Origin of the sequence: Streptomyces sp. NPDC014991 (assembly GCF_043080665.1) — a bacterium.
Taxonomy (GTDB): Bacteria; Actinomycetota; Actinomycetes; order Streptomycetales; family Streptomycetaceae; genus Streptomyces.
Map to the genome: position 1 here is coordinate 1 of NZ_JBIBVY010000012.1, position 24,492 is coordinate 24,492.

General features: G+C 72.3%; 22 protein-coding genes and 1 riboswitch. Of the genes, 5 read left to right on the forward strand and 17 right to left on the reverse strand.

Features of this window, described 5'->3' with window-relative positions; all coding sequences use genetic code 11:
* Positions 1–596: 596 nt before the first annotated feature.
* Positions 597–1,769 carry an acyl-CoA dehydrogenase family protein gene (locus ACF1BE_RS19500; RefSeq protein ID WP_392200285.1) on the reverse strand — a complete coding sequence of 391 codons (1,173 nt, stop codon included), beginning with the start codon at positions 1,767–1,769 and terminating at the stop codon, positions 597–599.
* A gap of 331 nt (positions 1,770–2,100) precedes the next feature.
* On the opposite strand from ACF1BE_RS19500, the gene ACF1BE_RS19505 reads away from it, so the two are divergent.
* A complete protein-coding gene (locus ACF1BE_RS19505; RefSeq protein ID WP_392200286.1) occupies positions 2,101–3,333 on the forward strand; it encodes a glycoside hydrolase family 18 protein in 1,233 nt (410 codons plus the stop codon).
* A 74-nt stretch (positions 3,334–3,407) separates the two neighbouring features.
* Here the strand turns inward: ACF1BE_RS19505 and ACF1BE_RS19510 are convergent, their stop codons facing one another.
* From ACF1BE_RS19510 to ACF1BE_RS19530, 5 genes are all read right to left on the reverse strand, one after another.
* Positions 3,408–4,055: a TetR/AcrR family transcriptional regulator gene (locus ACF1BE_RS19510; protein WP_392200510.1), complete on the reverse strand. Its 648-nt coding sequence runs from the start codon at positions 4,053–4,055 to the stop codon at positions 3,408–3,410.
* A gap of 79 nt (positions 4,056–4,134) precedes the next feature.
* Entirely contained in the window at positions 4,135–4,275 is a 141-nt protein-coding gene (locus ACF1BE_RS19515) for an SCO1431 family membrane protein (protein WP_392200287.1), read from the reverse strand.
* Between the two features lie 105 nt (positions 4,276–4,380).
* Positions 4,381–5,745 (reverse strand): peptidase C39 family protein, encoded by a 1,365-nt coding sequence (locus ACF1BE_RS19520; protein WP_392200288.1) that lies wholly within the window; start codon positions 5,743–5,745, stop codon positions 4,381–4,383.
* Between the two features lie 218 nt (positions 5,746–5,963).
* Positions 5,964–7,502 (reverse strand): amino acid permease, encoded by a 1,539-nt coding sequence (locus ACF1BE_RS19525; RefSeq protein WP_392200289.1) that lies wholly within the window; start codon positions 7,500–7,502, stop codon positions 5,964–5,966.
* A gap of 52 nt (positions 7,503–7,554) precedes the next feature.
* Positions 7,555–8,511 (reverse strand): hypothetical protein, encoded by a 957-nt coding sequence (locus ACF1BE_RS19530; RefSeq protein ID WP_392200290.1) that lies wholly within the window; start codon positions 8,509–8,511, stop codon positions 7,555–7,557.
* A gap of 271 nt (positions 8,512–8,782) precedes the next feature.
* Here ACF1BE_RS19530 and ACF1BE_RS19535 point away from each other — a divergent pair, with 271 nt between their 5' ends.
* Positions 8,783–9,325 carry a uridine kinase gene (locus tag ACF1BE_RS19535; RefSeq protein WP_392200291.1) on the forward strand — a complete coding sequence of 181 codons (543 nt, stop codon included), beginning with the start codon at positions 8,783–8,785 and terminating at the stop codon, positions 9,323–9,325.
* A gap of 450 nt (positions 9,326–9,775) precedes the next feature.
* A complete protein-coding gene (locus ACF1BE_RS19540) occupies positions 9,776–11,638 on the forward strand; it encodes an AAA family ATPase (protein ID WP_392200292.1) in 1,863 nt (620 codons plus the stop codon).
* A gap of 59 nt (positions 11,639–11,697) precedes the next feature.
* Here the strand turns inward: ACF1BE_RS19540 and ACF1BE_RS19545 are convergent, their stop codons facing one another.
* From ACF1BE_RS19545 to ACF1BE_RS19585, 9 genes are all read right to left on the reverse strand, one after another.
* Positions 11,698–12,786 carry a hemolysin family protein gene (locus ACF1BE_RS19545; protein ID WP_392200293.1) on the reverse strand — a complete coding sequence of 363 codons (1,089 nt, stop codon included), beginning with the start codon at positions 12,784–12,786 and terminating at the stop codon, positions 11,698–11,700.
* The gene (locus ACF1BE_RS19550) at positions 12,783–14,117 is read right to left on the reverse strand and encodes a hemolysin family protein (protein WP_392200294.1); all 1,335 of its coding nucleotides are present in this window, start codon (positions 14,115–14,117) and stop codon (positions 12,783–12,785) included. The genes ACF1BE_RS19545 and ACF1BE_RS19550 overlap by 4 nt, the downstream gene beginning before the upstream one ends.
* Positions 14,118–14,342: 225 nt before the next feature.
* The gene (locus ACF1BE_RS19555) at positions 14,343–14,798 is read right to left on the reverse strand and encodes a PH domain-containing protein (protein ID WP_392200295.1); all 456 of its coding nucleotides are present in this window, start codon (positions 14,796–14,798) and stop codon (positions 14,343–14,345) included.
* 16 nt (positions 14,799–14,814) lie between these two features.
* Positions 14,815–15,663 carry an ATP phosphoribosyltransferase gene (hisG, locus tag ACF1BE_RS19560; protein WP_373912989.1) on the reverse strand — a complete coding sequence of 283 codons (849 nt, stop codon included), beginning with the start codon at positions 15,661–15,663 and terminating at the stop codon, positions 14,815–14,817.
* A gap of 48 nt (positions 15,664–15,711) precedes the next feature.
* Positions 15,712–15,984: a phosphoribosyl-ATP diphosphatase gene (locus ACF1BE_RS19565; RefSeq protein WP_392200296.1), complete on the reverse strand. Its 273-nt coding sequence runs from the start codon at positions 15,982–15,984 to the stop codon at positions 15,712–15,714.
* A 33-nt stretch (positions 15,985–16,017) separates the two neighbouring features.
* Positions 16,018–16,503, reverse strand: a complete 486-nt coding sequence (gene ribH / locus ACF1BE_RS19570; protein ID WP_392200297.1) for a 6,7-dimethyl-8-ribityllumazine synthase — start codon at positions 16,501–16,503, stop codon at positions 16,018–16,020.
* A 23-nt stretch (positions 16,504–16,526) separates the two neighbouring features.
* Positions 16,527–17,828, reverse strand: a complete 1,302-nt coding sequence (locus ACF1BE_RS19575) for a bifunctional 3,4-dihydroxy-2-butanone-4-phosphate synthase/GTP cyclohydrolase II (RefSeq protein WP_392200298.1) — start codon at positions 17,826–17,828, stop codon at positions 16,527–16,529.
* Complete coding sequence (locus tag ACF1BE_RS19580; protein ID WP_392200299.1) at positions 17,825–18,466, reverse strand: nicotinamide riboside transporter PnuC; 642 nt, start codon at positions 18,464–18,466, stop codon at positions 17,825–17,827. Before ACF1BE_RS19580 ends, ACF1BE_RS19575 begins: the two co-directional genes overlap by 4 nt.
* Positions 18,463–19,068, reverse strand: a complete 606-nt coding sequence (locus tag ACF1BE_RS19585; RefSeq protein WP_392200300.1) for a riboflavin synthase — start codon at positions 19,066–19,068, stop codon at positions 18,463–18,465. The genes ACF1BE_RS19580 and ACF1BE_RS19585 overlap by 4 nt, the downstream gene beginning before the upstream one ends.
* 158 nt (positions 19,069–19,226) lie before the next feature.
* A riboswitch (FMN riboswitch) is annotated at positions 19,227–19,357 on the reverse strand.
* 331 nt (positions 19,358–19,688) lie between these two features.
* Here ACF1BE_RS19585 and ACF1BE_RS19590 point away from each other — a divergent pair.
* Positions 19,689–20,441, forward strand: a complete 753-nt coding sequence (locus tag ACF1BE_RS19590) for an SDR family oxidoreductase (RefSeq protein WP_392200301.1) — start codon at positions 19,689–19,691, stop codon at positions 20,439–20,441.
* A 575-nt stretch (positions 20,442–21,016) separates the two neighbouring features.
* On the opposite strand, the gene ACF1BE_RS19595 is transcribed toward ACF1BE_RS19590, so the two are convergent.
* Entirely contained in the window at positions 21,017–22,459 is a 1,443-nt protein-coding gene (locus ACF1BE_RS19595; RefSeq protein ID WP_392200302.1) for an ROK family transcriptional regulator, read from the reverse strand.
* 140 nt (positions 22,460–22,599) lie between these two features.
* Here ACF1BE_RS19595 and ACF1BE_RS19600 point away from each other — a divergent pair, with 140 nt between their 5' ends.
* A complete protein-coding gene (locus ACF1BE_RS19600) occupies positions 22,600–23,814 on the forward strand; it encodes an MFS transporter (RefSeq protein ID WP_392200303.1) in 1,215 nt (404 codons plus the stop codon).
* Here ACF1BE_RS19600 and ACF1BE_RS19605 read toward each other — a convergent pair.
* Complete coding sequence (locus ACF1BE_RS19605; RefSeq protein ID WP_392200304.1) at positions 23,774–24,232, reverse strand: acyl-CoA thioesterase; 459 nt, start codon at positions 24,230–24,232, stop codon at positions 23,774–23,776. The genes ACF1BE_RS19600 and ACF1BE_RS19605 overlap by 41 nt on opposite strands.
* Positions 24,233–24,492 lie beyond the last annotated feature (260 nt).

Below are 24,492 nucleotides of genomic sequence, written 5' to 3' on the forward strand. Positions count from 1 at the left end.
GAGGGCCTCCTGAGCGTTGGTGCAGATGTCGCAATCCACACCGAACCCAGAAGGCCCTCACCTGTTCAAGCACCCAGCCCGCGTGTCACCAACGTGCCGGGACAGCACACCTAGGGCCTTTCTTTCGGATCTTGCCGGGGTCGCGGGGTAGGCCATGCGGCGCCCGCGATCCCGGCCGGCCTGATCCGAAAGAAAGGCCCTACGGCTCCGTGCCGCGGGGCGGCGCGGAGACGTGAACGCCCCTGTGCGGCACCGTCTTCCCGGCGGGGCGCCGGTCGTCGGCCACGGTCACCCCTGTCGCGTGCGGCGGGACGGGGAACCGGACGTGCGTGAACTGACGCCCGAATCCGCCGGGCGGTGACCTGTCCGGCCGCCGCCGCGTTGCCCGGGTATGAGCCTCATGGACTCGGCGACCGGGTATCAGCGCCGCATGTTCGTCCCGCGCCCCGCAGAATCGGTTCCGCCGTCGGTGCCGCAGGACCCGCCCATCTACCGTGATCTCCTGCGGACCTGGGCCGACCGGGGCCGGACCCTGCCGGGCCGCCATGACCCGGAGTGGGCCAGGCTGGCGGCCCCGACGGTCCTGCGGGGGCAGTTCAGCGACCCTCGGGTCCCGCCACGTGACGGGCGATGACCATGCGCTGGATCTGGTTGGTGCCCTCGACGATCTGGAGGACCTTGGCCTCGCGCATATAGCGCTCGGCCGGGAAGTCGGCGGTGTAGCCGTATCCCCCGAGGATCTGCACGGCGTCCGTGGTGACCTTCATGGCCGTGTCCGTGCAGTGCAGCTTGGCCATGGCGGCCTGCTTGGCGAACGGCCGGCCCGCGTCGCGCAGGCGGGCCGCGGCCAGGTAGAGGGCGCGGCCGGCCTCGATTTGGGTGGCCATGTCGGCGAGCATGAAGCGCAGGCCCTGGAAGTCGGCGATGGGCCGGCCGAACTGCCGGCGCTGCGTGGCGTAGCCGACCGCCTCGTCCAGTGCGGCCTGGGCGAGGCCGATCGCGCAGGCCGCGATGCCGAGCCGGCCGGAGTCGAGGGCGGCCAGGGCGATGGCGAAGCCCTGGCCCTCCTCGCCGATCCGCCGGTCGTCGGGGACCCGTACGCCGTCGAAGTGGACCTGGGCGGTGGGCGAGCCCTTCATGCCCATCTTCTTCTCGGGCGTGGCGCCGCTCAGGCCGGGAGCGTCACCGGGCACGAGAAAGGCGGTGATGCCGCGGGGGCCGTCCTCGCCGGTGCGAGCCATCACGGTGTAGAAGTCGGCGATGCCGCCGTGCGTGATCCAGGCCTTGGTGCCGTCGATCACCCAGCTGTCGCCCTCCCGGACGGCCCTGGTGCGCAGGGAGGCCGCGTCGGAGCCGGAGGACGGCTCGGAGAGGCAGTACGCACCGAGCAGGCCGCCGCCGAGCATCGCGGGCAGGTGCTCGACCTGCTGCTGCTTGGCGCCGTACGCCGCGAGGGCATAGGAGGCGAGGGTGTGGACGCTGACGCCGAGGCCGACGGTGAGCCGGGCCGCGGCCAGTTCCTCCAGGACCTGGAGGTAGACCTCGTAGGGCTGGTCTCCGCCGCCGTACTCGGAGGCGTACGGCAGGCCCAGCAGGCCGGACTCGGAGAGCAGGGTGAAGGTCTCGCGCGGGAAGCGGCCCGCATCCTCCTCCTGTGCGGCCTGCGGGGCGATCTCACGCCGGGCGATGTCCCGGACGAGGGCGAGCAGATCCCTCGCCTCTTCCGTGGGCAGTTGACGCTCCACCGGCTGCGGGTCGCGGTCGGACATGGCGTCGGGCTCCTCCCTGTTCGGGCACCGGCGGTCCGGCCCGGGGGTGGGGGCGGCTCCGCCTGTTCGTCGCTGGCCGGTGGTGCCCGCTCCCGGGTCTCGGAAGCTGCTGACCAGCGGCATGCGCTGTGAGTATGCCCGATCGGCGACCTCCCGTCACCAGTTAACGACCGCTTACTCGAGCCCGCCTCCCGGGGGAACTCCCCGGGCCGGAAATTGGTCCGAACCATTGACCCGACTGGTCTAGTCCTCCTACTGTGCATGACCAACGCTTTACCGCGTTCATGCCAATCGGCGCGCGATCCCCTCTTCCCCCACGAGGAGACACCCGATGCACACTCCCCACCGCTCCGTCCTGCGGGCACTGGTCTCGGCCGCGTGTACCGCCGCCCTCGGTGCCGGCCTGCTGGCCGGCTCGGGCACGGCGACCGCGGCGGCCCCGGACGCCCCGCAGGCCACGGCCGGCTCCAAGGTCGTCGGCTACTTCACCGAATGGGGCACCTACGACCGCAAGTACTACGTCAAGAACGTCGAGACCTCCGGTTCCGCGGCGAAGCTCACCCACATCAACTACGCCTTCGGCAACGTCACCGGCGGCAAGTGCGCGATGGGCGACTCCTACGCGGCCACCGACCGCGCCTACACCGCCGCCGAGTCCGTCGACGGCGTCGCCGACACGTGGGACCAGCCGCTGCGCGGCAACTTCAACCAGCTGCTGAAGCTCAAGAAGAAGCACCCGGGCCTGAAGGTTTTGTGGTCCTTCGGCGGCTGGACCTGGTCCGGCGGGTTCGGAGAGGCCGCGAAGAACCCGGCCGCCTTCGCCCAGTCCTGCTACGACCTGGTGAAGAACTCCAAGTGGGCGGGCGTCTTCGACGGCATCGACATCGACTGGGAGTACCCGAACGCCTGCGGCAACACCTGCGACACCAGCGGCCGGGACGCGTTCAGGAACGTGATGGCCGCCCTGCGGTCGAAGTTCGGCTCCGGCGGCCTGGTCACCGCCGCGATCACCGCGGACGCCACCAGCGGCGGCAAGATCGACGCCGCGGACTACGGGGGCGCCGCCCAGTACGTCGACTGGTACAACCCGATGACGTACGACTACTTCGGCGCCTGGGACGCGAAGGGTCCGACCGCCCCGCACTCCCCGCTGAACTCCTACTCCGGCATCCCGAAGGCGGGTTACTACACCTCGGCGACCGTCGCCAAGCTCAAGGGCCTCGGCGTCCCGGCCTCGAAGCTGCTGCTCGGCATCGGCTTCTACGGGCGCGGCTGGACCGGGGTCACCCAGGCGGCACCCGGCGGTACGGCCACGGGCCCGGCGGCCGGAACGTACGAGCAGGGCATCGACGACTACAAGGTGCTCAAGGCCAAGTGCCCCGCGACCGGCACGGTGGCCGGCACGGCGTACGCCAAGTGCGGGAGCGACTGGTGGAGTTACGACACCCCGTCGACCATCGCCACGAAGATGACGTACAAGAACCAGCAGGGGCTCGGCGGCACCTTCTTCTGGGAGCTGAGCGGCGACACCGCCAACGGTGAGCTGATCAAGGCCATCAACTAGCCCCTCACCGGGGGGAGGCGGGAGCGGAGGACCACGAGCCTCCGCTCCCGTCCCGTTTCCCGGGTCTTTCCGGGTCAGCCGTCCCGGCGGGCGGGCGGCGGGGCCGGGCAGGCGGGGTCCAGCTCCTCGATGGCGCGCAGGGTCCCGCCGAGCGTCCGCACCAGCAGCTCGCGCATCGTGTCCCGGGGCAGCCCGGGGCGGTCGATCCACTCCAGGGTGGCGCCCTCCACGCTGCACACCCAGCCGAGCAGGCCCATCCGGGCCACCGGGGGGATGTCGCCGCGGCCGTAGGCGCCTTCGGCGATGGTGGTGACGATGGCCCCGCGCACGCCGTCCCGGATCGCGTGCACCTCGGTGTCGAAGCCGACGCCGCCGCTGACGATGGTCCGGTAGGCGGCCTGGTGACTCTCGGCGTAGCGCAGATAGCCGTCGACGGTGCGGTGCACGCGGTCCACGGCGGGCAGTTGGGCGCCGTCGGCGGCGGACGTCACCAGAGCGGCGACGGAGTCCTGGACGATCGCCAGGTAATAGCCGCGCTTGGACCGGAAGTAGTAGTAGATGAGCCCCTTGGCGACCTGCGCCTGCTGGGCGATGTCGTCCATGGACAGCGCGTCGTAGGACGTGTCGGCGAACAACTTCCGCCCGATGGCGATGAGTTCGGCGCGACGCGTCACGGAACGCGCGGTGCCGCGCACCGGTGTGGCGGCACGCTGGTGCGGCAGGTTCAAGGTCGCCCCTGGTTCAGACGGCCGACGGGACTCCCGCAGTATGTCAGAACATGCCGTACGTGTGACCGTTCGGTCAGAGCAGGCCGAGCTGGGTGACGAGCATCGCGAACACCACGACCAGGACCCAGCCCATGACGTGCTCGACGATCTTCGGGCCGTCTTCCTTGGGGCCGCCGGTGGCGGCACGGGTGGCGGTGGCCAGGTATGCGGTCATGGTGATTACTCGCAGAGGTCGGACGTAAGGGGCGAGACTTCCCCGTCCCTGCGTCCACCATGCCACCCGTGTCGGGATTTGCGGCCATGAACTTGGTCACACGTCTCAGTGCACGCCCACCGCGGCGAGGGCCCTGCGCTGGTGGGAGGTCGGATGGGCCGGGAAGTACAGGTAACAGACCCCTCCGGTGCCGGAGACGACCTTGCCGGAGGCGTTGTACCGCTTGGTGCGCAGCCAGATGTTCTCGAACTCCCGGCGCAGATAGACCCGCCGTACCGCCTCGTCGCCCGGGGAGGCCGGGTCGTTGGCGATCACGTCCCCGTCGGCCGTGAAGCCGATCACCGTCATCAGGTGCCCCGAGGTGCCGTACCCGGCGCCGGTCAGCTCGGTCTTCAGGAAGGACTGGGACGTTATGGCCGGGATGCCGGCCGCGATCAGCGTCTCCAGGTCGGTGAGGGAGGCGAGGCGGGTGACCACGCCCTGGATGCCCTCGAAGGTCGCTGCGTAGGCGGCGTTGAAGGGCCAGTTGCCGCAGCCCTGGTACTGGTGGTCGTAGGTGGAGCGGGCCGCGTGGTCCACCTGTGGGTCGGCGTAGGACGGATCGACCCAGGACAGCTGCTCCGGGGTGAGCCGGCCGCCCCAGTACTCGATGATCATCTGCGAGGAGGTGGGGCTGCACCAGGCCTCGCCGCCGTTGTCGTACTCCGGGTACTGACCCTTGTGGATCTCCTGCGAGTAGCGCGGGACGGCCAGCTCCTGGGCGAGACCGGGGGTGGAGGCCGGGACGGTGAAACGGTCGGGGATGTCGGAGCCCATCGCGCCGAGCCGCCAGACGGTCGGGGTGAGGCGCGTGCCGGGCCGGCGGTAGAGGGTGAGCCGCAGCCGGTACGACGCCAGGCGCAGCCCGGTGCTCGCGTCGTCGACGGCGAACGTGTCGGTCCAGACGCTGCTCCTGCCGTCGGTCTGGCCGTCCACCGACGTCCGCTTGATGTCCTGGTCGCCGGCCGCCCAGCGCCCCATCACGTACCAGGGCGTGCCGGTGCCGTCGGAGTACGTGCCCTGCAGCTCGGCCTGGAGCCAGGTGCCGTCGGGGGTGTGGGCGTTCCAGGAGGCGACGGCCTCGGTCGCGGGCGTGGTGAGGCGGTGGACCGGGGAGGTCCAGGTGGCGTACTCCCAGGTGGCGGTGGTGCCGGTGTGCGGGTCGGTGTAGTCGGTGCGGCCGGCGGGGGCGCCGATCACCACGCCGGGGCGCCGCCCGGAGACGGCCCGGGTGCCCTCGGCGGTGCCGGAGCGCCAGTCGGCGTACGTGGTCCAGGCGCGGTAGTCGATCGGGCGGGGCTGCGCCCGGCCGGGCGTGCCGGCGGCGGCTGCCGGCGCGGCGACGGCCGCGGGGGCCGCCGTGCCGGTGACCGCCGCGGCGACGGCGGCGGCCAGGACGGTTCTGCGGGACGGCTGTTGGGCTTGGCTCATGGGCGCGACGACCCCCAGGTGTCCGAGTCGGGCTGGTCCGGTGCAGGGTTGTGCGCCAACTATGGAGCAGGCCGCATCGCCCGGCCAGCACTTGCGCGCATGCCGCGGCACGAATATTGGTCTGGTCCGCCGAAAGAGGTCACGGCGGGCGCGGGCCGGCCCCGGCGCGGGCGGTGCGCCGGGGCGGGCGGTGCGCCGGGGCGGTACGGCAGGCCGGGTCAGACCAGGTCCATCGCGGCGACCTCGTCGGGGCGGCCGTAACTGACCGGGCCCTGGAAGCGGCGGCGGGCGGTGGCGAACCACCACACCGTGGCCACCAGCAGGACGACGGCGAGCGCGATCGGTGCGTAGTTGAAGGAGTCGACGGTGATCGGCGAGGCCTGCGGCAGCATGAACAGGACGCTGCTGAGCAGGATCCAGACCACCGCCAGCCAGCCGATGGGCCTGCCCCAGCGGCCCAGGTGCCAGGGCCCGGGCTGGAAGGCGTCCCCGAGCCGCAGCCGCAGGAAGATCGGCACCGCGTAGGCGAGGAAGAGCCCGACCACGTTGACGCTGACGATCGCGGTGAACGCCGTGTGCGACCACCAGCCCGGTACCACCAGGGCCAGCGAGCAGCCCACCGCGAACCACACGGCTTTCACCGGTGTGCGGGTGCGCGGCGAGACCGAGTGCCACCAGCGGGAGCCGGGCATGGCGCCGTCCCGCGAGAAGGCGAAGATCTGCCGGGTGTTGCTGGTCAGGTTGGCGAGACCGCAGAAGAGCATGGCGCCGATGACGATGAGGAGCATCACCTTGGCGGCGCCGAGACCGAGGCCGTCGATGAGGATCTGGACGGGCGGCGCGGCCGAACCGGCCACCCTGTCGTAGTCACCGATGCTGTAGACCAGTGCCAGCATCAGAACCAGGCCGGTGATCGCGGAAAAGGCGATGGCGCGGGTGATCCCCTTGGGGGCGCTCACCGTCGCGCGGACCGTTTCCTCGGACATGTGGAAGCTGCCGTCGAACCCGGTGAAGGTCCAACTGGTGACCAGCAGACCGAGCATGCCGCCGTAAAGCCCGCTCGTGAACCCGGTGTTGTTCTCGAAATGCGTCACGAAGGACGCGGGCTGGTGCCGATCGGGCATCACGATGAGTGCGCTCACGATCACGACGAGTCCGACCAGGAGCCACCACACGGAAATACGGTTCAGCAGGGCGACGAGCTGGACGGTGTAGGTGTTGGCCAGCCCCTGGAGGACGATCACGAGTGCCGTGATCAGCACCGTCTGGTGCGCGGTCGGCCGGTAGGAGGGCCACTGAAGCTGCACGAAGACCTGGATGAAGGTGGCGGCCGCATAGCCGGTGGCGGCGGTGCCGCCGATCTGGCCCACGAAGTTCAGCCAGCCCGTGAACCAGGACCAGGCACCCTTGTGCCGCTTGGCGAGTTTTCCCGCCGAGAAATACAGGGCACCGCTCGTCGGAAAGGCCGAGGCGACTTCCGCCATGGCCGCGCCGATGAGCAGCACCATGACGGACACACCGATCCAGCCGAACACGAGAATACGCGGTCCACCCGCGTTCATACCGAATCCGAAGGACGAGAAAATACCCGAGAGGATATTGATGATGGTGAAGGAGATCGCGAAGTTGTCGAACGCCTGGAAGCGCCGGGTGAGTTTCCGCGGATAACCCATCGCGTGCAGGGTCGCGTCGTCGTCGAGCACGACGGAGTCCACCGCGCGCGTACGCGCCCGGGGCGTCGACATACGTTCCGACACAGATCGGCCTTTCTCTCGATGGGGCGAGGGGACAAGGGGGGGGCGAGCCGGGTCAGGCGGGCGCCGGGACGGGCAGGCCGCAGGCGCGCCGGGCCCGGGAGAGCTGCTCGGCGGGGTCTCCGAAGGCGCTCCAGGGCATGCGTGAGGCGTACGGACCCATGGCCGTGAACACCGCCCGGGCCTCGAACTCGCACTGGGCCATCACCAGCGCGTGCGCGAGGTAGGCCAGGTCGAGCACCGGGGTGAAGCGGTAACCGGCCAGCGTGGGCAGCCAGTTCCGGTAGATCGCGAGGGCGGTGGAGCGCCACTGCGGTTCTTCCCAGATCCGGTCGGCGAGCAGCCGGGTGGGGTTGTAGCTCTCCACGAGGGCCACCAGCGGCAGCAGCCGGAGCGCGGAGTCGGCGGGCGCCCGCTGGCTGAGGAAGGCGGCCACGTCCCAGGCCCCGTTGACCGAGCCGCCGTGGCGCGTGAAGAAGAAGGACAGGAAGCGGTGGTGCGCCTCGCGGTGCCAGGGGTCGAGGGACAGGATGTGCGCGAACAGCCGCCAGGGGCCGGGCGGTGCGGTGAGCAGGCCCTGCGGGGCCGGGTCGCGCAGCCGGTGCAGCCGGGCCATGGAGAGCCTGGCGACCCAGGGGGTGGGGTCCCGGGGGGCCTCGGCGGCGGCCCGGTCGCAGGCGGTCAGCGCGATGCGCTCCAGTCTCTCGGCGCGGTCGTCCCGTGCGTCGGCGGCCCGCAGCGCGCGCTGCACCGCCACCCGGGCCCACATCAGCGCCGCCTCGGGCGTGGGCTCCTCGGCGAGCCAGCGCTCGACCAGGTCCGTGCCGGCCGCCTCGGAGGCGAGCACCAGCGAGCGGTGGGCCCGCAGGGCGAAGTCGGAACGCGTCTCGGCGAGGGCCTCGTGCGCGTATCGATAACGTCCGGCGCGCACATCGACGCATACGCTCGCCAGGACCCGGTCGTCGGCCGCCGGATGCCATACGTAGTGCCCTTCGAATAACTCCGCGGCCATGTCCCCCCTGCCGGTCCCCGTACGTCGCATCACGTTGCGCAGGAGGCACCTTACTCAGCGTCGGGCACACCCGGAACGCCGATTTCGACATATCGGTCAGGGGATTCGGGACGTTTATCGGCGCCATTGACTGGCCGGCAGCCGATGGTTCAAAACGCGACTACACTGTTTCGCGGAAAACGCCCCCGCATCGCCCCACACCCCGGGAAACGCCATTCACGACCTCGCCGCCCGGCTGCGCGGGCTCCCCCCGTCCCTCGGACCGGTCCGGTTGATCGGCGTCGACGGACACGCCGGCTCCGGCAAGTCCACCTTCACCGCGCGGCTGGCCCGCGCGCTGGGCGGGGCTCCGGTGCTCCACCTCGACGACATCGCCAGCCACGAGCGGCTCTTCGCCTGGACGGACCGGCTCACGGACCAGGTGATCGAGCCCCTCGGCCGCGGCGAGAGCGCGTACTACACCCCCTACGACTGGCGGGCCCGCGGCTTCGGCGCCCCGTGCCCGCTGCCGCCCGCACCCGTGGTCCTCGTCGAGGGCGTCGGCGCCGGCCGCCGGGCGCTGCGCCCGCACCTGGCGAGGCTGCTGTGGATGGAGCTGCCCCCGACGGAGGCCTGGCGGCTCGGCCGGCTGCGGGACGGCCCGGAGCAACGGGAGTTCTGGGACGGCTGGGTCGCGGCGGAGCGCGCGCACTTCGCCGCCGACCCCTCACGCCCCCATGCCGATCTGCTGGTGCTGCGGAGACAGGAGGGGTACGAGGTGCTGCCGGGACCCGGGGCAGCCCCACCGGCAGACCCGAGTCGTGACGGAGCGTGAAGGTCCGTCTGCGATGTGGTGAAGTGGTGGAGGGCCCGGCCGGACAACTACCGCGAGTGCCTCAACTCTGCTTGACCCATGGGTCGTACAGGTCTTACGTTCTCAATGTGCGGCCCTCCGGAGTCGCCCGCCGACGCGAAGCCCCCGGTTGTTCCCCCGTGACCGGGGGCTTCGTTCTGCCCGTGGCCCGCTCTCCGGCCGCCGCGCGCACCCATCCGCTCACGCTCGGTCACGAAACCGTGCGCGCCCCGTCTGCTCCCACCTCGCGGAACGCCTGGTGCGGCACCCTACGGCGCGCGGTCGCCGCGCGGGTACGATGCCTTCGGTGCGACCTTCGCGTCTGTCTGGCGCACCTGCAACTCCGGTCCGCGGCCCAGCGGTTCGACCGCGGCGGCCGTCGGGCGACTGCCCGGTGGTGAACCACTGGGGCATGGTCTGTGGGGGGACGTGATGGACTTCGGCACGCGGGGCCCCGAGGCCCCGGCCGACCTTGCCTGGCTGCGGGGCGTGGACGCCTACACGATGGGCGCCTATCCGCAGGCGGAGGAGGAGTTCCGCACCGCGGTGCGGATGGACCCGGGCATGGCCGACGCCTGGCTGGGCCTGCACGCCCTCCGGGTCGACACGACGACCGCGCTGCTGCGCATGTTCCGGCACCGCGAACGCTTCGGGGAACAGCGCACCCGGCACCGCCGGTCCCTGAACTCCTGGTACTGGTTGGGCTGGTGGGTGCAGCCGGTGCTGGAGAGACCGCGCGATCTGCTGCTGGCGCACGCCTCCCACTGGCTGGACGGACGGCACGTGCCCGAGCTGGACCGGGCCCTCGCCGGGCTGCCCCCGGTCGACACCGACGCCCAGGTCCGCTTCCTGCACGCCTGTCGCGCCTATCTGGTCAAGGACTGGGAGCAGCTGATACGGCACACCGACCCGCTGCTGGACGACGCCCTGCTCGGCATCGAGGCCGGTCTGTTCGGCGGCATGGCCCGGGTCCGGCTGGAGATGTACGGCCAGGCCGAACCGCTGCTGTCGGCGGCGTTGATGCGCTGCCGCAGCGAGCAGCCGCAGCGCAAGGAGCTGCGGTACTGGCTGGCGCGCGCCCACGAGGGCACCGGCCGCAGCGCCGCCGCGCTCCCCCTGTACCGGGCGGTGCACCGGGCCGACCCCGCTTTCATGGACACCTCCGCCCGGCTCGCCGCGATAGCCGAGGGCGACGGGTACGACGACACGTCCGACCTCGCCGCGATCACGCTGACCGGCGCGGGACTGGACACGGTGGACGGGCCGGACGGATTCGATCCGCTGTTCGGCGCGGAGGGCCGGGACCTTCGGCTGCCGGAGCCCGACCTGCCGACCGGGCCGCTGCCGTCGGTGGCCGACCCCTCCGTGCGGGTGAAGAGCGGGGTGTCCGGCTCGCCGGTTCCGCCCGGTCCGACCGACCCCGCGTTACTGGAGGAGGCGCTCGCCGAACTGGAGCGCATGGTCGGGCTCGAACCGGTCAAGCGCCAGGTCAAAGCGTTGTCGGCGCAGCTGAACATGGCCCGGCTGCGGGCCGGGCAGGGGCTGCCCGTGCAGCCGCCGAAACGGCACTTCGTCTTCTCCGGCCCGTCCGGCACGGGCAAGACCACCGTCGCCCGCATCCTGGGCCGGGTCTTCTACGCGCTGGGCCTGCTCGGTGGCGACCACCTGGTGGAGGCGCAGCGGGCCGACCTGGTCGGCGAGTACCTCGGGCAGACGGCCGTGAAGGCCAACGAGCTGATCGACTCCGCGATCGGCGGGGTGCTGTTCGTGGACGAGGCGTACTCGCTGTCCAACTCGGGCTACGGCAAGGGGGACGCGTACGGCGACGAGGCCCTCCAGGTACTGCTGAAGCGGGCCGAGGACAACCGGGACCACCTGGTGGTGATCCTGGCCGGCTATCCGGAGGGCATGGACCGTCTGCTCGCCGCCAACCCCGGGCTCTCCTCCCGCTTCACCACCCGGGTCGACTTCCCCTCCTACCGGCCGCAGGAACTCACCGAGATCGGCAAGGTGCTGGCGGCGGAGAACGGGGACCTGTGGGACGAGGAGGCGCTGGAGGAACTGCGGTCGATCGCCGGGCACGTGGTCGGCCAGGGGTGGATCGACGAGCTGGGGAACGGCCGCTTCCTGCGGACCCTGTACGAGAAGAGCTGCGCCTACCGGGATCTGCGGCTGTCCGTCTGCCCGGGTGGCCTGTCCCGCCAGGACCTGGCGACGCTGCGGCTGCCCGATCTGATGCAGGCGTACGGAGAGGTGCTGTCGGGGCGGGGGCCGCAGGACCCGTCGGCCCCGTAGGCCTCACCGGGGGCGCGGGGGGCTGCGTGACCAGCCCCCCGCCCCGGCGCGACGACGGCCTACGTCGTCAGCACTCCCCCCGGCGCTCCGCTCACCCTGGGTTCGGTCAGCCGGATGCCGGCCGGCTCCCGGTGCGCCGGGTCGTTGACCTCCCCCACCAGCAGTTCCAGCACGTCCTCCAGGGCGACGAGGCCCAGCACCTTGCCGGAGGCGTCCGCCACCTGGGCCAGGTGGGTGGCCGCCCGGCGCATCACCGTGAGGGCGTCGTCGAGCGGCAGTTCGGCGCGGAGGGTGGCCATCGGGCGCCACACGTGCTGCGGGACCGCCCGGTCCGAGTCCTCCAGGTCGAGCACGTCCTTGACGTGCACATAACCCATGAAGGGTCCCTTCTCGGCCGCCGCGACCGGGAAGCGGGAGTAGCCCGTGCGGGCGGTCAGCTCCACGATCTGGCCCGGGGTGACCGCCGGGGTCACCGTGACCAGGGACTCGCGGCGCAGCAGGACGTCCGTCACCGGGCGGGAGCCCAGCTCCAGGGCGTCCTCCAGGCGCTCCTGCTCCTCGGGGTCGAGGAGGCCCGCCTGGCCGGAGTCCTCCAGCAGGCGGTTGAGCTGCTCGGTGGTGACGACCGCCGCCACCTCGTCCCTGGGCTCGACCCGGAACAGCCGCAGGATGCCCCGGGCGCAGGCGCCGAGGGCCACGGTGATCGGCTTGCAGAGACGGGCGAAGTAGACCAGGCCCGGGCTGAGCCAGAGGGCCGCCTTCTCGGGCGCGGCCATCGCGAGGTTCTTCGGCACCATCTCGCCGATGACCAGGTGGAAGAAGACCACGGCGGCCAGGGCTATGACGTAACCGAGGGGGTGGATCATGCCGTCAGGGAGGTGGATCCCCTCGAACGCCGGTTCCAGCAGGTGCGCCACCGTGGGCTCGGCGACCGCGCCGAGCGTCAGCGAGCAGACGGTGATGCCGAACTGGGCGGCGGCCATCATCTGGGGCAGGCGCTCCAGGCCGTACAGCACCTGGCGGGCGCGGGCCGTGCCGAGCGGCTCGATCTGGCTGCGGCGGACGGAGACCAGCGCGAACTCGGCGCCGACGAAGAAACCGTTGGCGAGCACGAGCAGCGCGGCGAAGAGCAGTTGCAGGACGCTCATCGGGCGGCCTCCATCACGTTGACCGCCGGGGCCGTCCTGACCACCCGGACCCGTTCGGCGCGGTAGTGACCGACCTGGCGGACGGCGAGCCGCCAGCCGGGCAGTTCGGCCCGGTCACCGGGGGCCGGGATGCGGCCGAGCAGGTCGGCGACCAGGCCGGCGACGGTCTCGTACGGCCCCTCGGGCACCTCCAGGCCTATGCGCTGGAGCATGTCGACCCGGCAGCTGCCGTCGACGTCCCAGGCCGCCCTGCCGTCCTCGGGCGGGGCGGGAGCCAGCTCGGGCACGTCCTGGCCGTCGTGCTCGTCACGGACCTCGCCGACCAGTTCCTCGACGATGTCCTCCAGCGTGACCACACCGGCCGTACCGCCGTACTCGTCGACCACGACGGCGATGGGCTGCTCGCTGCGCAGCCGGGCGAGGAGGGGCTGGACTGGCAGGGTCTCGGGGACGAGGAGCGCCTTGCGGGCGATGCGGCCGACCGGGGTGCGCAGACGGTCGGACGCCGGGACCGCGAGGGCGTCCTTGAGGTGGGCCATGCCGACGACCTCGTCGATCCTCTCCCGGTAGACGGGGAAGCGGGACAGGCCGGTGGCGCGGGTGAGGTTGACGACGTCCTCGGCGGTGGCCGAGTCCTGGAGGGCGCTGACCCGCACGCGGGGGGTCATGACGTGCTGCGCGGTCAGCTCGCCCAGGGACAGGGTGCGCACGAACAGGTCGGCCGTGTCCTGCTCCAGGGCGCCGGCCCGCGCGGAGTGCCGGGCCAGCGAGACGAGCTCCCCGGGGGTACGGGCCGAGGCCAGTTCGTCGGCGGGTTCGACGCCGAGGGCGCGGACCAGCCGGTTGGCGACCGTGTTCAGCGCGGAGATCACCGGGCGGAACAGGAGGGCGAAGCGGTGCTGGGGGCCGGCGACGAAGCGGGCGACCTGCAACGGCCGGGACACGGCCCAGTTCTTGGGCACGAGTTCGCCGATCACCATCTGGATCGCCGAGGCCAGCAGCATGCCGACGACCACGGCGACACCGGAGACGGCGCCCCCGGGGACGCCGATCGCGGCGAACGGGCCGCGCAGCAGCTCGGCCAGGGCCGGTTCGGCGAGCATGCCGACCACCAGAGAGGTGATGGTGATGCCGAGCTGGGTGCCGGAGAGCTGGAAGGACAGTTCCTTCAGCGACTCCACGACCGTACGGGCGCGTCTGTCGCCGTCGGCGGCGGCCTTCTCGGCTTCGGGGCGCTCGACGGTCACCAGACCGAACTCGGCCGCCACGAAGAAGCCGTTGGCCAGAATCAGCAGGAACGCCGCTCCGAGGAGCAGCAGGGGGATGGTCACGCTGCCACCGCCTTCCCGCTGTGTCGGGTCGGGGCGGCGCAGGTACTACAGGACGATCCGTCCATCGCTGGAGGGAGTCACTCCTCGGGTAGCAGGAACCCCTGGGTGCCGGGCGGCGCGCAGGGGCGGAGGCGCGGCGGAAAGGCCTCCGTCACCAGATTAATCAAGATATGGGCGGGTGCGGCAGGGCGGGCGCCCCGGAGCGGACCCTGATCCCGCCCCGAGTCAGCCCTGACCCTCCGCCGCCCGGGCCGTGGCGTGGGCCTCGACCAGGGCACGGAGGGTGCGCGCGTCGGCGATGGCCCGCTGCCGGGCGATACCGGGCTGGATGCCGAGCGCGGGCAGGCTGGTGCCGTCGCTGAGGTCGAGGAACACCCAGGCGTCACCCGGGCGGAGGTTCACCCGGAGGATCTCCGCCCACGCCAGGCGCCGCTTGCTCGCGATGTTGACGACGGTGACGCCGGACTCGTCGGCGACGACCCGGATCCGGGCGAGCTGGGCCAGGGCCCAGAAGATCAGCGCCCCGGTGACGACGAAACTGAGCCGCGAACCGGGGCCGATGTGCTCCAGGAGCATGGCGATCGCGGAGAGCACAAGGAAGATCAGGACACCGGCGCTGAGCAGGATGGCCCGGGTGTGGCCCGGCCGGAAGGTGACGGGAAGGGCGGGGAGGTCGGACATCTCGGTGCGTTTACCCCTACAGGCGGCAGGCGTGAATGGCCGTGGTCAGGATAGCGCGGGCGCCGATGCCGTAGAGGTCGTCCATGATCCGCTGCGCCTCCTTGGCGGGGACCATGGCGCGCACCGCGACCCAGCCCTCGTTGTGCAGCGGGGAGACGGTCGGAGACTCCAGGCCGGGGGTGAGCGCCACGGCCTTCTCCAGCTGCTCGACCCGGCAGTCGTAGTCCATCATCACGTAGGTCCGGGCGACCAGGACGCCCTGGAGGCGGCGCAAGAACTGCTGAACCTTCGGTTCCTCGCTGTCGGCGCCGGTACGGCGCACGACGATCGCCTCCGACTTCATGATCGGCTCGCCGAAGACCTCCAGGCCCGCGTTGCGCAGGCTGGTGCCGGTCTCGACGACGTCGGCGATGACCTCGGCGACGCCCAGCTCGACGGCGGTCTCGACGGCGCCGTCCAGGTGGACGACGGAGGCGTCGATGCCGCTGTCGGTGAGGTGCCGGGCGACGATGCCCTCGTAGGAGGTGGCCACCGTGCGGCCCTTGAGGTCCTCGATACCGGCCGCGGTGCCGGGCTTGGCGGCGAACCGGAAGGTGGAGCGGGCGAAGCCGAGGGGGAGGATCTCCTCGGCGTCGGCGCCGGAGTCGACCAGCAGGTCGCGGCCGGTGATGCCGATGTCGAGGCGGCCGGAGGAGACGTAGATCGCGATGTCGCGGGGGCGGAGGTAGAAGAACTCGACCTCGTTCACCGGGTCGACGATGCGCAGTTCCTTGGACTCGCGGCGCTGCTGGTAGCCGGCCTCATGCAGCATCTCCGCCGCAGGGCCGGACAGGGAACCCTTGTTGGGGACGGCGATGCGCAGCATGAGGTCGGCTTCCTTTGCTCGTTCTCTACGGGTGCGGTGCGGTACGGCTCAGAGGTGGGCGTAGACGTCGTCCAGGGAGATCCCCCGGGCGACCATCATCACCTGGACGTGGTACAGCAGCTGCGAGATCTCCTCGGCGGCCGCCTCCGTACCCTCGTACTCGGCGGCCATCCAGACCTCGGCTGCCTCCTCGACGACCTTCTTGCCGATGGCATGGACGCCCTTGCCGACCAGCTCGGCGGTGCGGGAGGTGGCGGGATCGCCGTGGGCGGCCTTGTGCTGCAACTCGGTGAAGAGCTGCTCGAACGTCTTCTTGGACATGGTGGCCCCACCCTACGTGGTCCGGGCGGTGCCTCAGTGCCAGGGTTCGGATACCGAGCGGAGTGTGGCCGCCGTCGCCACCGCGGCCGTCACCGCCTCGTGCCCCTTGTCCTCGTTCGAGCCCTCGATACCGGCCCGGTCCAGGGCCTGTTCCTCGGTGTCGCAGGTGAGCACGCCGAAGCCGACGGGGACGCCGGTCTCGACGGAGACCTGGGTGAGGCCCAGGGTGACGCCCTGGCACACGTAGTCGAAGTGGGGGGTACCGCCTCGGATGACGACGCCCAGGGCGACCACGGCGTCGTAGCCGCGGCCCGCGAGGACCTTGGCGGCCACCGGCAGTTCGAAGCTGCCGGGGACCCGGATCAGGGTCGGCTCGTCGATGCCCAGGTCGTGCAGGGCGCGCAGCGCGCCGTTCACCAGACCGTCCATCACCTTCTCGTGCCACTGCGCCGCGATGACGGCGACCCGCAGGTCGCTCACGTTGCGTACGGACAGTTCCGGTGCGCCCTTGCCGCTCACGTCTCTCCTCAGTGCTTTCTTGCTTACTGGTTGCCACAGGTGGCCGCGGAGGCGGCCACGGCGGGCGTGTCCAGCCAGGGCAGGTCGTGCCCCATCCGGTCCCGCTTGGTGCGCAGGTAGCGGAGGTTGTGCTCGCCGGCCTGGACGGGCATCGGCTCGCGGCCGGTGACCCTCAGGCCGTGGCGCAGCAGTGCCTCGGTCTTGTCGGGGTTGTTGGTCATCAGCCGGACGCTGCGTACGCCGAGGTCGGCGAGGATCCGCGCGCCGGCACCGTAGTCGCGGGCGTCGGCGGGCAGGCCGAGTTCCAGGTTGGCGTCGAGGGTGTCGTGGCCCTGTTCCTGGAGCGCGTAGGCACGCAGCTTGGACAGCAGGCCGATGCCGCGCCCCTCGTGTCCGCGCAGGTAGACGACGATGCCCCGGCCCTCGTCCTGGATGCGTTGCAGGGCGGTGTCCAGCTGGGGGCCGCAGTCGCAGCGCAGGGAGCCGAAGACGTCGCCGGTGAGGCATTCGGAGTGGACGCGGACCAGGACGTCCTCGCCGTCGCCCGGATCGCCGTGCACCAGGGCGACGTGCTCGACGCCGTCCACGGTGGACCGGTAGCCGTAGGCGGTGAAGGTGCCGTGCCGGGTGGGCAGGACGGTCTCGGCCTCGCGGCGGACGCTGGGCTCGCTGCCGCGCCGGTAGGCGATCAGGTCCGCGATGGAGATGATCGTCAGGCCGTGCTTGCGGGCGAACGGGATCAGCTCGGGCAGCCGGAGCATGCGGCCGTCCTCGCCGGCGATCTCGACGATGGCGCCGGCCGGGCGCAGCCCGGCGAGCCGGGCGAGGTCGACGGCGGCCTCGGTGTGGCCGTCGCGGACCAGGACGCCGCCGGGCCTGGCGCGTAGCGGGAAGACGTGGCCGGGGCGGACGAAGTCGGAGGGCTGCGCGGTTCCGCCGGCGAGGAGCTGGAGCGTGGTGGCGCGGTCGGCGGCCGAGATGCCGGTGCTCACACCGTGCGCGGCGGAGGCGTCCACGGAGACCGTGAACGCGGTCTTCATCGACTCGGTGTTGTCCTCGACCATCTGCGGCAGCCGCAGCCGGTCCAGTTCCTCGCCTTCCATGGGCGCGCAGATCAGGCCCCGGCACTCGCTCATCATGAACGCGACGATCTCGGGGGTGGCCTTCTCGGCGGCGATGACGAGGTCGCCCTCGTTCTCGCGGTCCTCGTCGTCCACGACGACCACCGGGCGGCCGGCGGCGATGTCGGCGATGGCCTGCTCGACCGGGTCGAGCGTGAAGTCCTCGATCGGCTCGGTGCCGTACAGCGGTGGTGCGGAGATCATGCCGGCGCTCCTTCCAGGACGGGCTGCGGGCCCTTGCGGGAGCGCAGCCACCAGTCGCGCATGCCCCACAGGACGAGTGCGCCGTAGATGACGTAGACGAAGCCGGAGAAGGCGTAGCCGTTGGCGAAGTTGAGGGGCACGCCGACGAGGTCGACGAGCAGCCAGGCGAACCAGAACTCGACCATGCCCTTGGCCTGGGCGTACATGGCGACGACGGTGCCGACGAAGATGTAGGCGTCGGGCCACGGGTCCCAGGACAGGTCGGGGTAGGCCTTGAAGAGCAGGGCGACCGCGACCGTGCCGGCGGCGGCAGTGGCGAGCATCGCCGCGCGCTCGCGCCAGGTGGCGAAGCGGGGTGCGATGTGACCGTCCCCGGACCGGTCCTTGCTGCGCTGCCACTGCCACCAGCCGTACAGCGCGACGGCCATGACGACGACCTGCTTGCCGGCGCTGCCGGTCAGGTGGCCGTAGAAGGCGGCGAAGAGGACGAGTCCGGACAGGAACTGCACGGGCCAGGTCCACAGAGAGCGGCGCCAGCCGAGGGCGAGGGTGATCAGGCCGAGGATGTTGCCGGCCATGTCCGACCAGATGATGTGCTGGCCGAAGAGGGTGAACGCCTCGGAGTTCATCCAGTTCACTTGCCGGCCCCCTGTCCGGCCGCGAGCAGCCGCTCCACGTACTTGGCGATGACGTCCACTTCGAGGTTGACCGGGTCGCCCGGCTGCTTCACGCCGAGCGTGGTCAGGGCGAGGGTGGTCGGGATGAGGCTCACGGTGAAGTGGTCGGGGCCGGCGTCCACGACCGTGAGGCTGATGCCGTCGACGGTGATGGAGCCCTTCTCCACGACGTACCGGGAGAGGTCCGCGGGGAGGGAGATCTTCACGATCTCCCAGTTGTCGGAGGGCTGCCGGGCCAGGATCTCGCCGGTGCCGTCCACGTGGCCCTGCACGATGTGCCCGCCGAGGCGGGCGCCGACGGCGGTGGGCCGTTCGAGGTTGACGCGGGAGCCCGCGGTGAGCGCGCCCAGGCTGGAGCGGTTCAGGGTCTCCGCCATGACGTCGGCGGTGAACTCGTCGCCCTCGTGCTCGACGACCGTGAGACAGACTCCGTTCACGGCGATGGAGTCGCCGTGCTGCGCGCCCTCGGTAACGACGGGGCCGCGGAGCCGGAAGCGGGACGCGTCGCCGAGATTCTCGACGGCGGTGACCTCACCCAGCTCTTCGACGATTCCGGTGAACACTTCCCGGGTCCTCCTGCCTCTTCGGGCACGGACTCCGGGGCCTGTCGATGAGCGACAGAATCTACGGGTGAGCACACCGGGGGCGTCGCCGACGGGGACGCGTCCGCGGACGGACATGCCCGGTACGGCGGCGCGCACACGGAAAGCGTGCCCGCCCGCCGCGCACTGCCTCCCATCCGGACTTTAACCGTCGGTCCAGGAATTCCACCTGGTCAACCGGCCGCTGGAAGCGACCGGGTCGCGGACTGTAACCGCCGGTTCGGACTTTCACCGACCCCGGAGTGCGCTGCTTCTGGTACAGGGCCAGTGTGCCACGCCCGGCAGTCACCCTGACAGGTGCACGGTGTGGGCTCGCTCACAGTGTGTACAGCGGATTTCGCGCCACGTAGGCACTCCACCAACCGGCCGCTTCCCCTAGGGCGTTCGGGTTGGTCCGGACCATTGACCCAGCTGGTCTAGTCCTCTTATGGTGCGGGCGGGCCCGGCGGCGGTGACGACGGCCCTTGCCCGCCGCCGGGCCCCCCAGAAACCCATGTCACGTTTCCGGGGGGCTGTTCCGTCCACCTGACGAAGGGCGCTCCGGCCGGGAGCGCCCCGGTGTCCGGAGGGACGGAAACAGCATGACCACGATCCTGGTGACCGGTGGAACCGGAACGCTCGGCCGGCTGGTCACGGAGCGGCTGCGGGCGGACGGGCACGAGGTACGGGTGCTCAGCCGGCACACCCAGCCGCACGCCGTCGACCTGCGCGAAGGCGGTGCCGGGCTGGACGCGGCCCTGGAAGGCGTGCGGACGGTCGTGCACTGCGCCAGTTCGCCCCGGGGCGGCGACGAGCAGGCCGCCCGGAACCTGATCACGGCGGCCCGGCGGGCCGGGGTCGGCCATCTCGCGTTCATCTCCATCGTCGGCGTCGACCGGGTGCCGTTCGGCTACTACCGGAGCAAGCTCGCGGTGGAGCGGCAGATCGAGGAGTCGGGGCTCGGCTGGACCGTGCTGCGCGCGACACAGTTCCACGACCTGCTGGTCACGCTCTTCCAGGGCCTCGCGAAGCCGCCGGTGCTGGTGGTCCCGGCGGGCGTGTCGGACCAGCCGGTCGAAGTCGCCGAGGTGGCCGGCCGACTGGCCGCGCTGGCGCTCGGCGCGCCGGCCGGACGGGTACCGGACCTCGGCGGCCCCGAGGTCCGTACGCTCGAGTCCCTCGCCCGTGCCTACCTGCGGGCCACCGGCCGGCGCCGGGCCGTGACGCGCGTACCGCTGTTCGGGAAGTCGTACGGCGCTTTCCGCGCGGGCGGCCACCTGGCCCCGGACCGGGCGGACGGCAAGGTCACCTTCGAGGAGTACCTGGCCCGGCGGTTCGGGCAGGCCGCGCGCTGAGGGGCGGCGGGACGACCGCGCGGGCGGCGCGGGAGAGGGCCGGGTTCCGCGGGCGGCGCTCGGTGTCGCCGGGTCTCCCGGGTGCCGTCCGCCGGTGTGCGCCGCGGGGACGGCCGACGGCGTTGCCCCGCTCGGGCGGGTCGCCCGGCCGGGGCAGTCCGGTCGGCGCAGTCGCCCGCAGGGCGTCACCGGTCGTCAAGCTGTCGAGCGGGGGACGGAGCGGACGGACCGGCAGGTCAGGCAAGAGCCGGTAGGTCTGGCTGGTGGCGGCCGGCGGTGCGTGAACGTTCCTCGGGTGGGCTCGTGCCAGGACGCGTCACCGGATCCGTACCGCGGGGTCGACCCGGGCCGGCGCCTCCGGCGCCGGGTCGGGCCCGAGCGACGTGTCCGCCGTCGGGTCCGCGGCCCCGGTGGTGCCGCCAGCGGACGGCCGGAGGCGGCTGCCGCCGGGGCCCGCCCGTGCCCCGGGCGGCCGGGCGGTGCTCCGGTAGACCTCGCAGATGCCGACGTGCCAGCACGGGGCGCCGGGTTCCGTGACCGTCCGGAGAGCCGCGCGAAGGCGTCCAGGTGCGCCGTCACGGGGCCGGGCGTTCGGGCGGTGCGAACAGTTCGTCCTGCGCTCGGTCCCGGGCGGTGAGCAGCGCACCGCGCAGCACGGCCGCGCCGCCCAGGCTGCTCGCCCGTACCTCGGTGCGCAGTGGGGACAGGGCTCGCAGCCGCTCCTCCACCAGCCCGGCGAGCACCGCTCCCCCGGCTTGGCCGACCTCCCCGCCGAGCACCACACACCCGGGGTCCAGCACGGCCACGACAGAGGCGACGCCGACGGCGACCCGGTCGGCCAGGAGACGCAGGAAGCGAAGCGAGGGACTCCCGGTATCAGCGAGCCGCTGAGCGGCCGTCCCGTCACCGGCCACCGCACCCGCGCCCCCGGCCGGAGTACCGGCCGCTGCCGCGCCCGCCGGCCCAGCCCCCGCAGAGCCCGCGCCCGCCCCCGGAGAAGCCACCGCCCCAGCCGGCCCCGGCGCCCCCGCACGGGGGGAAGCCGTCGGCCCGCACGGCCCCTCCGGCGCCCCCACCGCCGCGGTCCTCCCCGTGTCCGCCGTCCCCGCCTCGCCCGTCACCTCGGCCACCGCCCCCCGTACGACCGCCGCGGCCCCCGCTCCGTCCGTCGCCGGCGGTGCCGGCAGTCCGCACCGGATCGCGAGTGACGTGAGGGCCGCCGCCCCCGTCAGGGCGTGGAAGCCGCCGTCGCAGTCCCGGGCGGACGGCAGGGAGTCCGTGCCCGGGACCGGCAGGAAGCCGATCTCGCCGGTGCCGCCGGAGGCGCCGCGGCGCAGGGTGCCGTCCAGGACGACCGCGGCGCCGACGCCGTGGCCGAGCCAGAGCAGGACGAAGGTGTCGCGGTCGCGGGCGGCACCCTCGCGCTGTTCGGCCACGGCGGCCAGGTTGGTCTCGTTCTCGACGGTGACACGGGCGCCGGGCAGCCGTTCCTGGAGGGCGGTGGCGAGGCTGCGGTGCCAGGCGGGCAGGCCGGCGGAGTCGCGGAGTTCGCCGGTGACCGGGTCGATCAGGCCGGGGGCGCCGATGCCGACGGTGTGCAGACGGTCCGCTCCCGCCTCCTTGGCGGTCCGCTCCACCGCGGCCACGGCCTGCTCCACGGCGGTCCCGGTACCGGCGTCCCCGCCGATCGGCACGGACTCCTCGGCGAGCACCTGCCCGAGGAGGTCGGAAACCAGGACGACGACGCCTCCGGTACGGACGTCGAGGGCGGCGAGGTGGGCGCGGCCGGCGACGATGCCGTAGAGCCGGGCGTTGGGGCCCCGGCGCTGCTCTCCGGACTCGCCGACCACCGTGATCAGCCCGGCTGCGGTGAGCCGGTCGACGAGGTCGGCGACCGTCGGCCGGGACAGTCCGGTCAGCTGCTTCAGCCGTCCCGCGGTGAGCGGGCCTTCCTGCTGCAACAGCCCCAGGGCCAGCCGGTCGTTGATGGCCCGGGCGGTGCTCGGTGTGGCGGGCATGACGGGCATCCTCCCAGATGGGCGTGGACCGGCCGCCCGATGCCGGACGCGGAGGTCCGCTATCTATCAGGCAGGGTCCCTGATAGTTTACGGCGCGTACAGCCGAGCGGGGCGGGGAACTCCCGGGGAGGGGTGGAGCGATGAGCGACGTGGGCCACGCGCGTGACGAGGTCGGGCGCGCCCGGTACGCCGTGGCGGCCGTCTTCGCCGTGCACGGCGCCGTGACCGGTTCCTTCGCGACGCGCGTGCCGTGGGTCCAGGACCACACCTCGGTCGGCGCCGGTCAGCTGGGCTTCGCGCTGGCCTTCACGGCGTTCGGCGCGTCCTGCGCCATGCCGCTGGCGGGCCGGATCAGCCACCGCTTCGGCAGCCGTACGGCCCTGCGCGGGCTGCTGACGCTGTGGACGCTGTCCCTCGTGCTGCCGTCCTTCGCGCCGAACCTGGTCACCCTGTGTCTGGCGATGTTCACCTACGGCGCCACCGCGGGCATGGCCGACGTGGCCATGAACGCGCTAGGCGTCGAGGTCGAGCGACTGCTCGGGAAGTCGATCATGTCGGGGCTGCACGGTATGTGGAGCGCGGGCGCCCTGGTCGGCTCGGCGGCCGGCACCCTCGCCGCGCATCTCGGCGCGGACGCGCGCCTGCACTTCGTCCTGGCGTCGGCCCTGCTGACGGTGCTCGGCCTGGCGGCCTGCTCCAGGGTGCTGGACCTGCAGGCCGAGGAGGACGAGGAGCCGCCGCCACGGTTCGCCCTGCCGCCCCGCTCGGCCCTCCTGATCGGCGCGGTCGGCTTCTGCGCGGTGTTCGCGGAGGGCGCGAGCCTGGACTGGTCGGCGGTGTTCCTGCGGGACCGGCTGGACAGCTCGGCCGGTCTGGCGGCCGCCTCGACGACCGCGTTCATGCTGACCATGGCCGTGGCCCGGGTGGCCGGGGACGCGGTGGTGAACCGGTTCGGTGCGGTGCGCACGGTCCGCGCCGGCGGGATGCTGGCGGTGCTGGGCGGTGTGCTCGTCGTCCTCGCCGGGCATCCCGCGGTGGCGATGGGCGGGTTCGCGCTGATGGGGCTCGGCATCGCGGTGGTCGTACCGCTGTGCTTCGCGGCGGCCGGGCACGCCGGGCCGAACCCGAGCCAGGCCATCGCGGGCGTGGCGACCATCACCTACACGTCGGGGCTGATCGCGCCGGGTCTGATCGGCGGGGTGGCCCAGGCGACCAGCCTGATGGTGTCGTTCTGCGTGGTGACGGTGCTGGCGTCCGGGCTCGCGGTGTTCGCGGGTGTGCTGCGCACGGCCGAGCGCGGGGGTCGCACGGGGGTCAGTCCGCAGGCCGCAGCAGTGCCCGAGCCGCGGCCCTGAAGGTCTCGCTCCAGGGCGCGGGGCGCATGGTCGTGGCGTCCAGCCGGACGAGCACCCGGGTGCCGTGGGCGTAGGTCCCGGTGCCGTCCGCCGAGCAGAACCGGAAGCCGTAGGTGAGGCCGGTGGTGCCGAGCCGTTCCAGCCACAGGTGGACGGCGTACGGGCCGGGGCGGGTCACCGGGGCCTCGTAGGTGATCCGCAGTTCCTTGACCGCGTTGCAGGCGTCCCCGGCCGCCGTCCAGTCACCGTCGAAACGGATGCCGTGCTCGTTCCACAGCTCGGTCCAGGCCCGCTCGACCATCAGCGGGTAGCGGGCGTTGTGCAGCAGCCCGAGCGCGTCGAGGTCGTCGAAGTGGACGGTGACGGGGACCAGCCGGCCGTGGGAGACGGCGGGGGCGGTCGGGGCCGGTGCGGTCACGGGTGGGGCTCCTGAGCGACGCTGACGGGGACGGTCCCGGACACTCCGGGACTTCTTTCATACTAAGCGACCGCTCAGCGTCCTCGGCGGGGAACCCCCTGGTCAGCAGGCCGGCGCCCCCGACGCCCTACGCACAGGCCCGTGTGCGCGGGCAACCGTCCGGTCCCCCGACAATGGTGCGAACCCTCTGGACGTACTTGAGAAAGCGAAACCCCACCATGGACCTCGGCGTGCGCTGGAAACTGCACGCCTAGTACCCA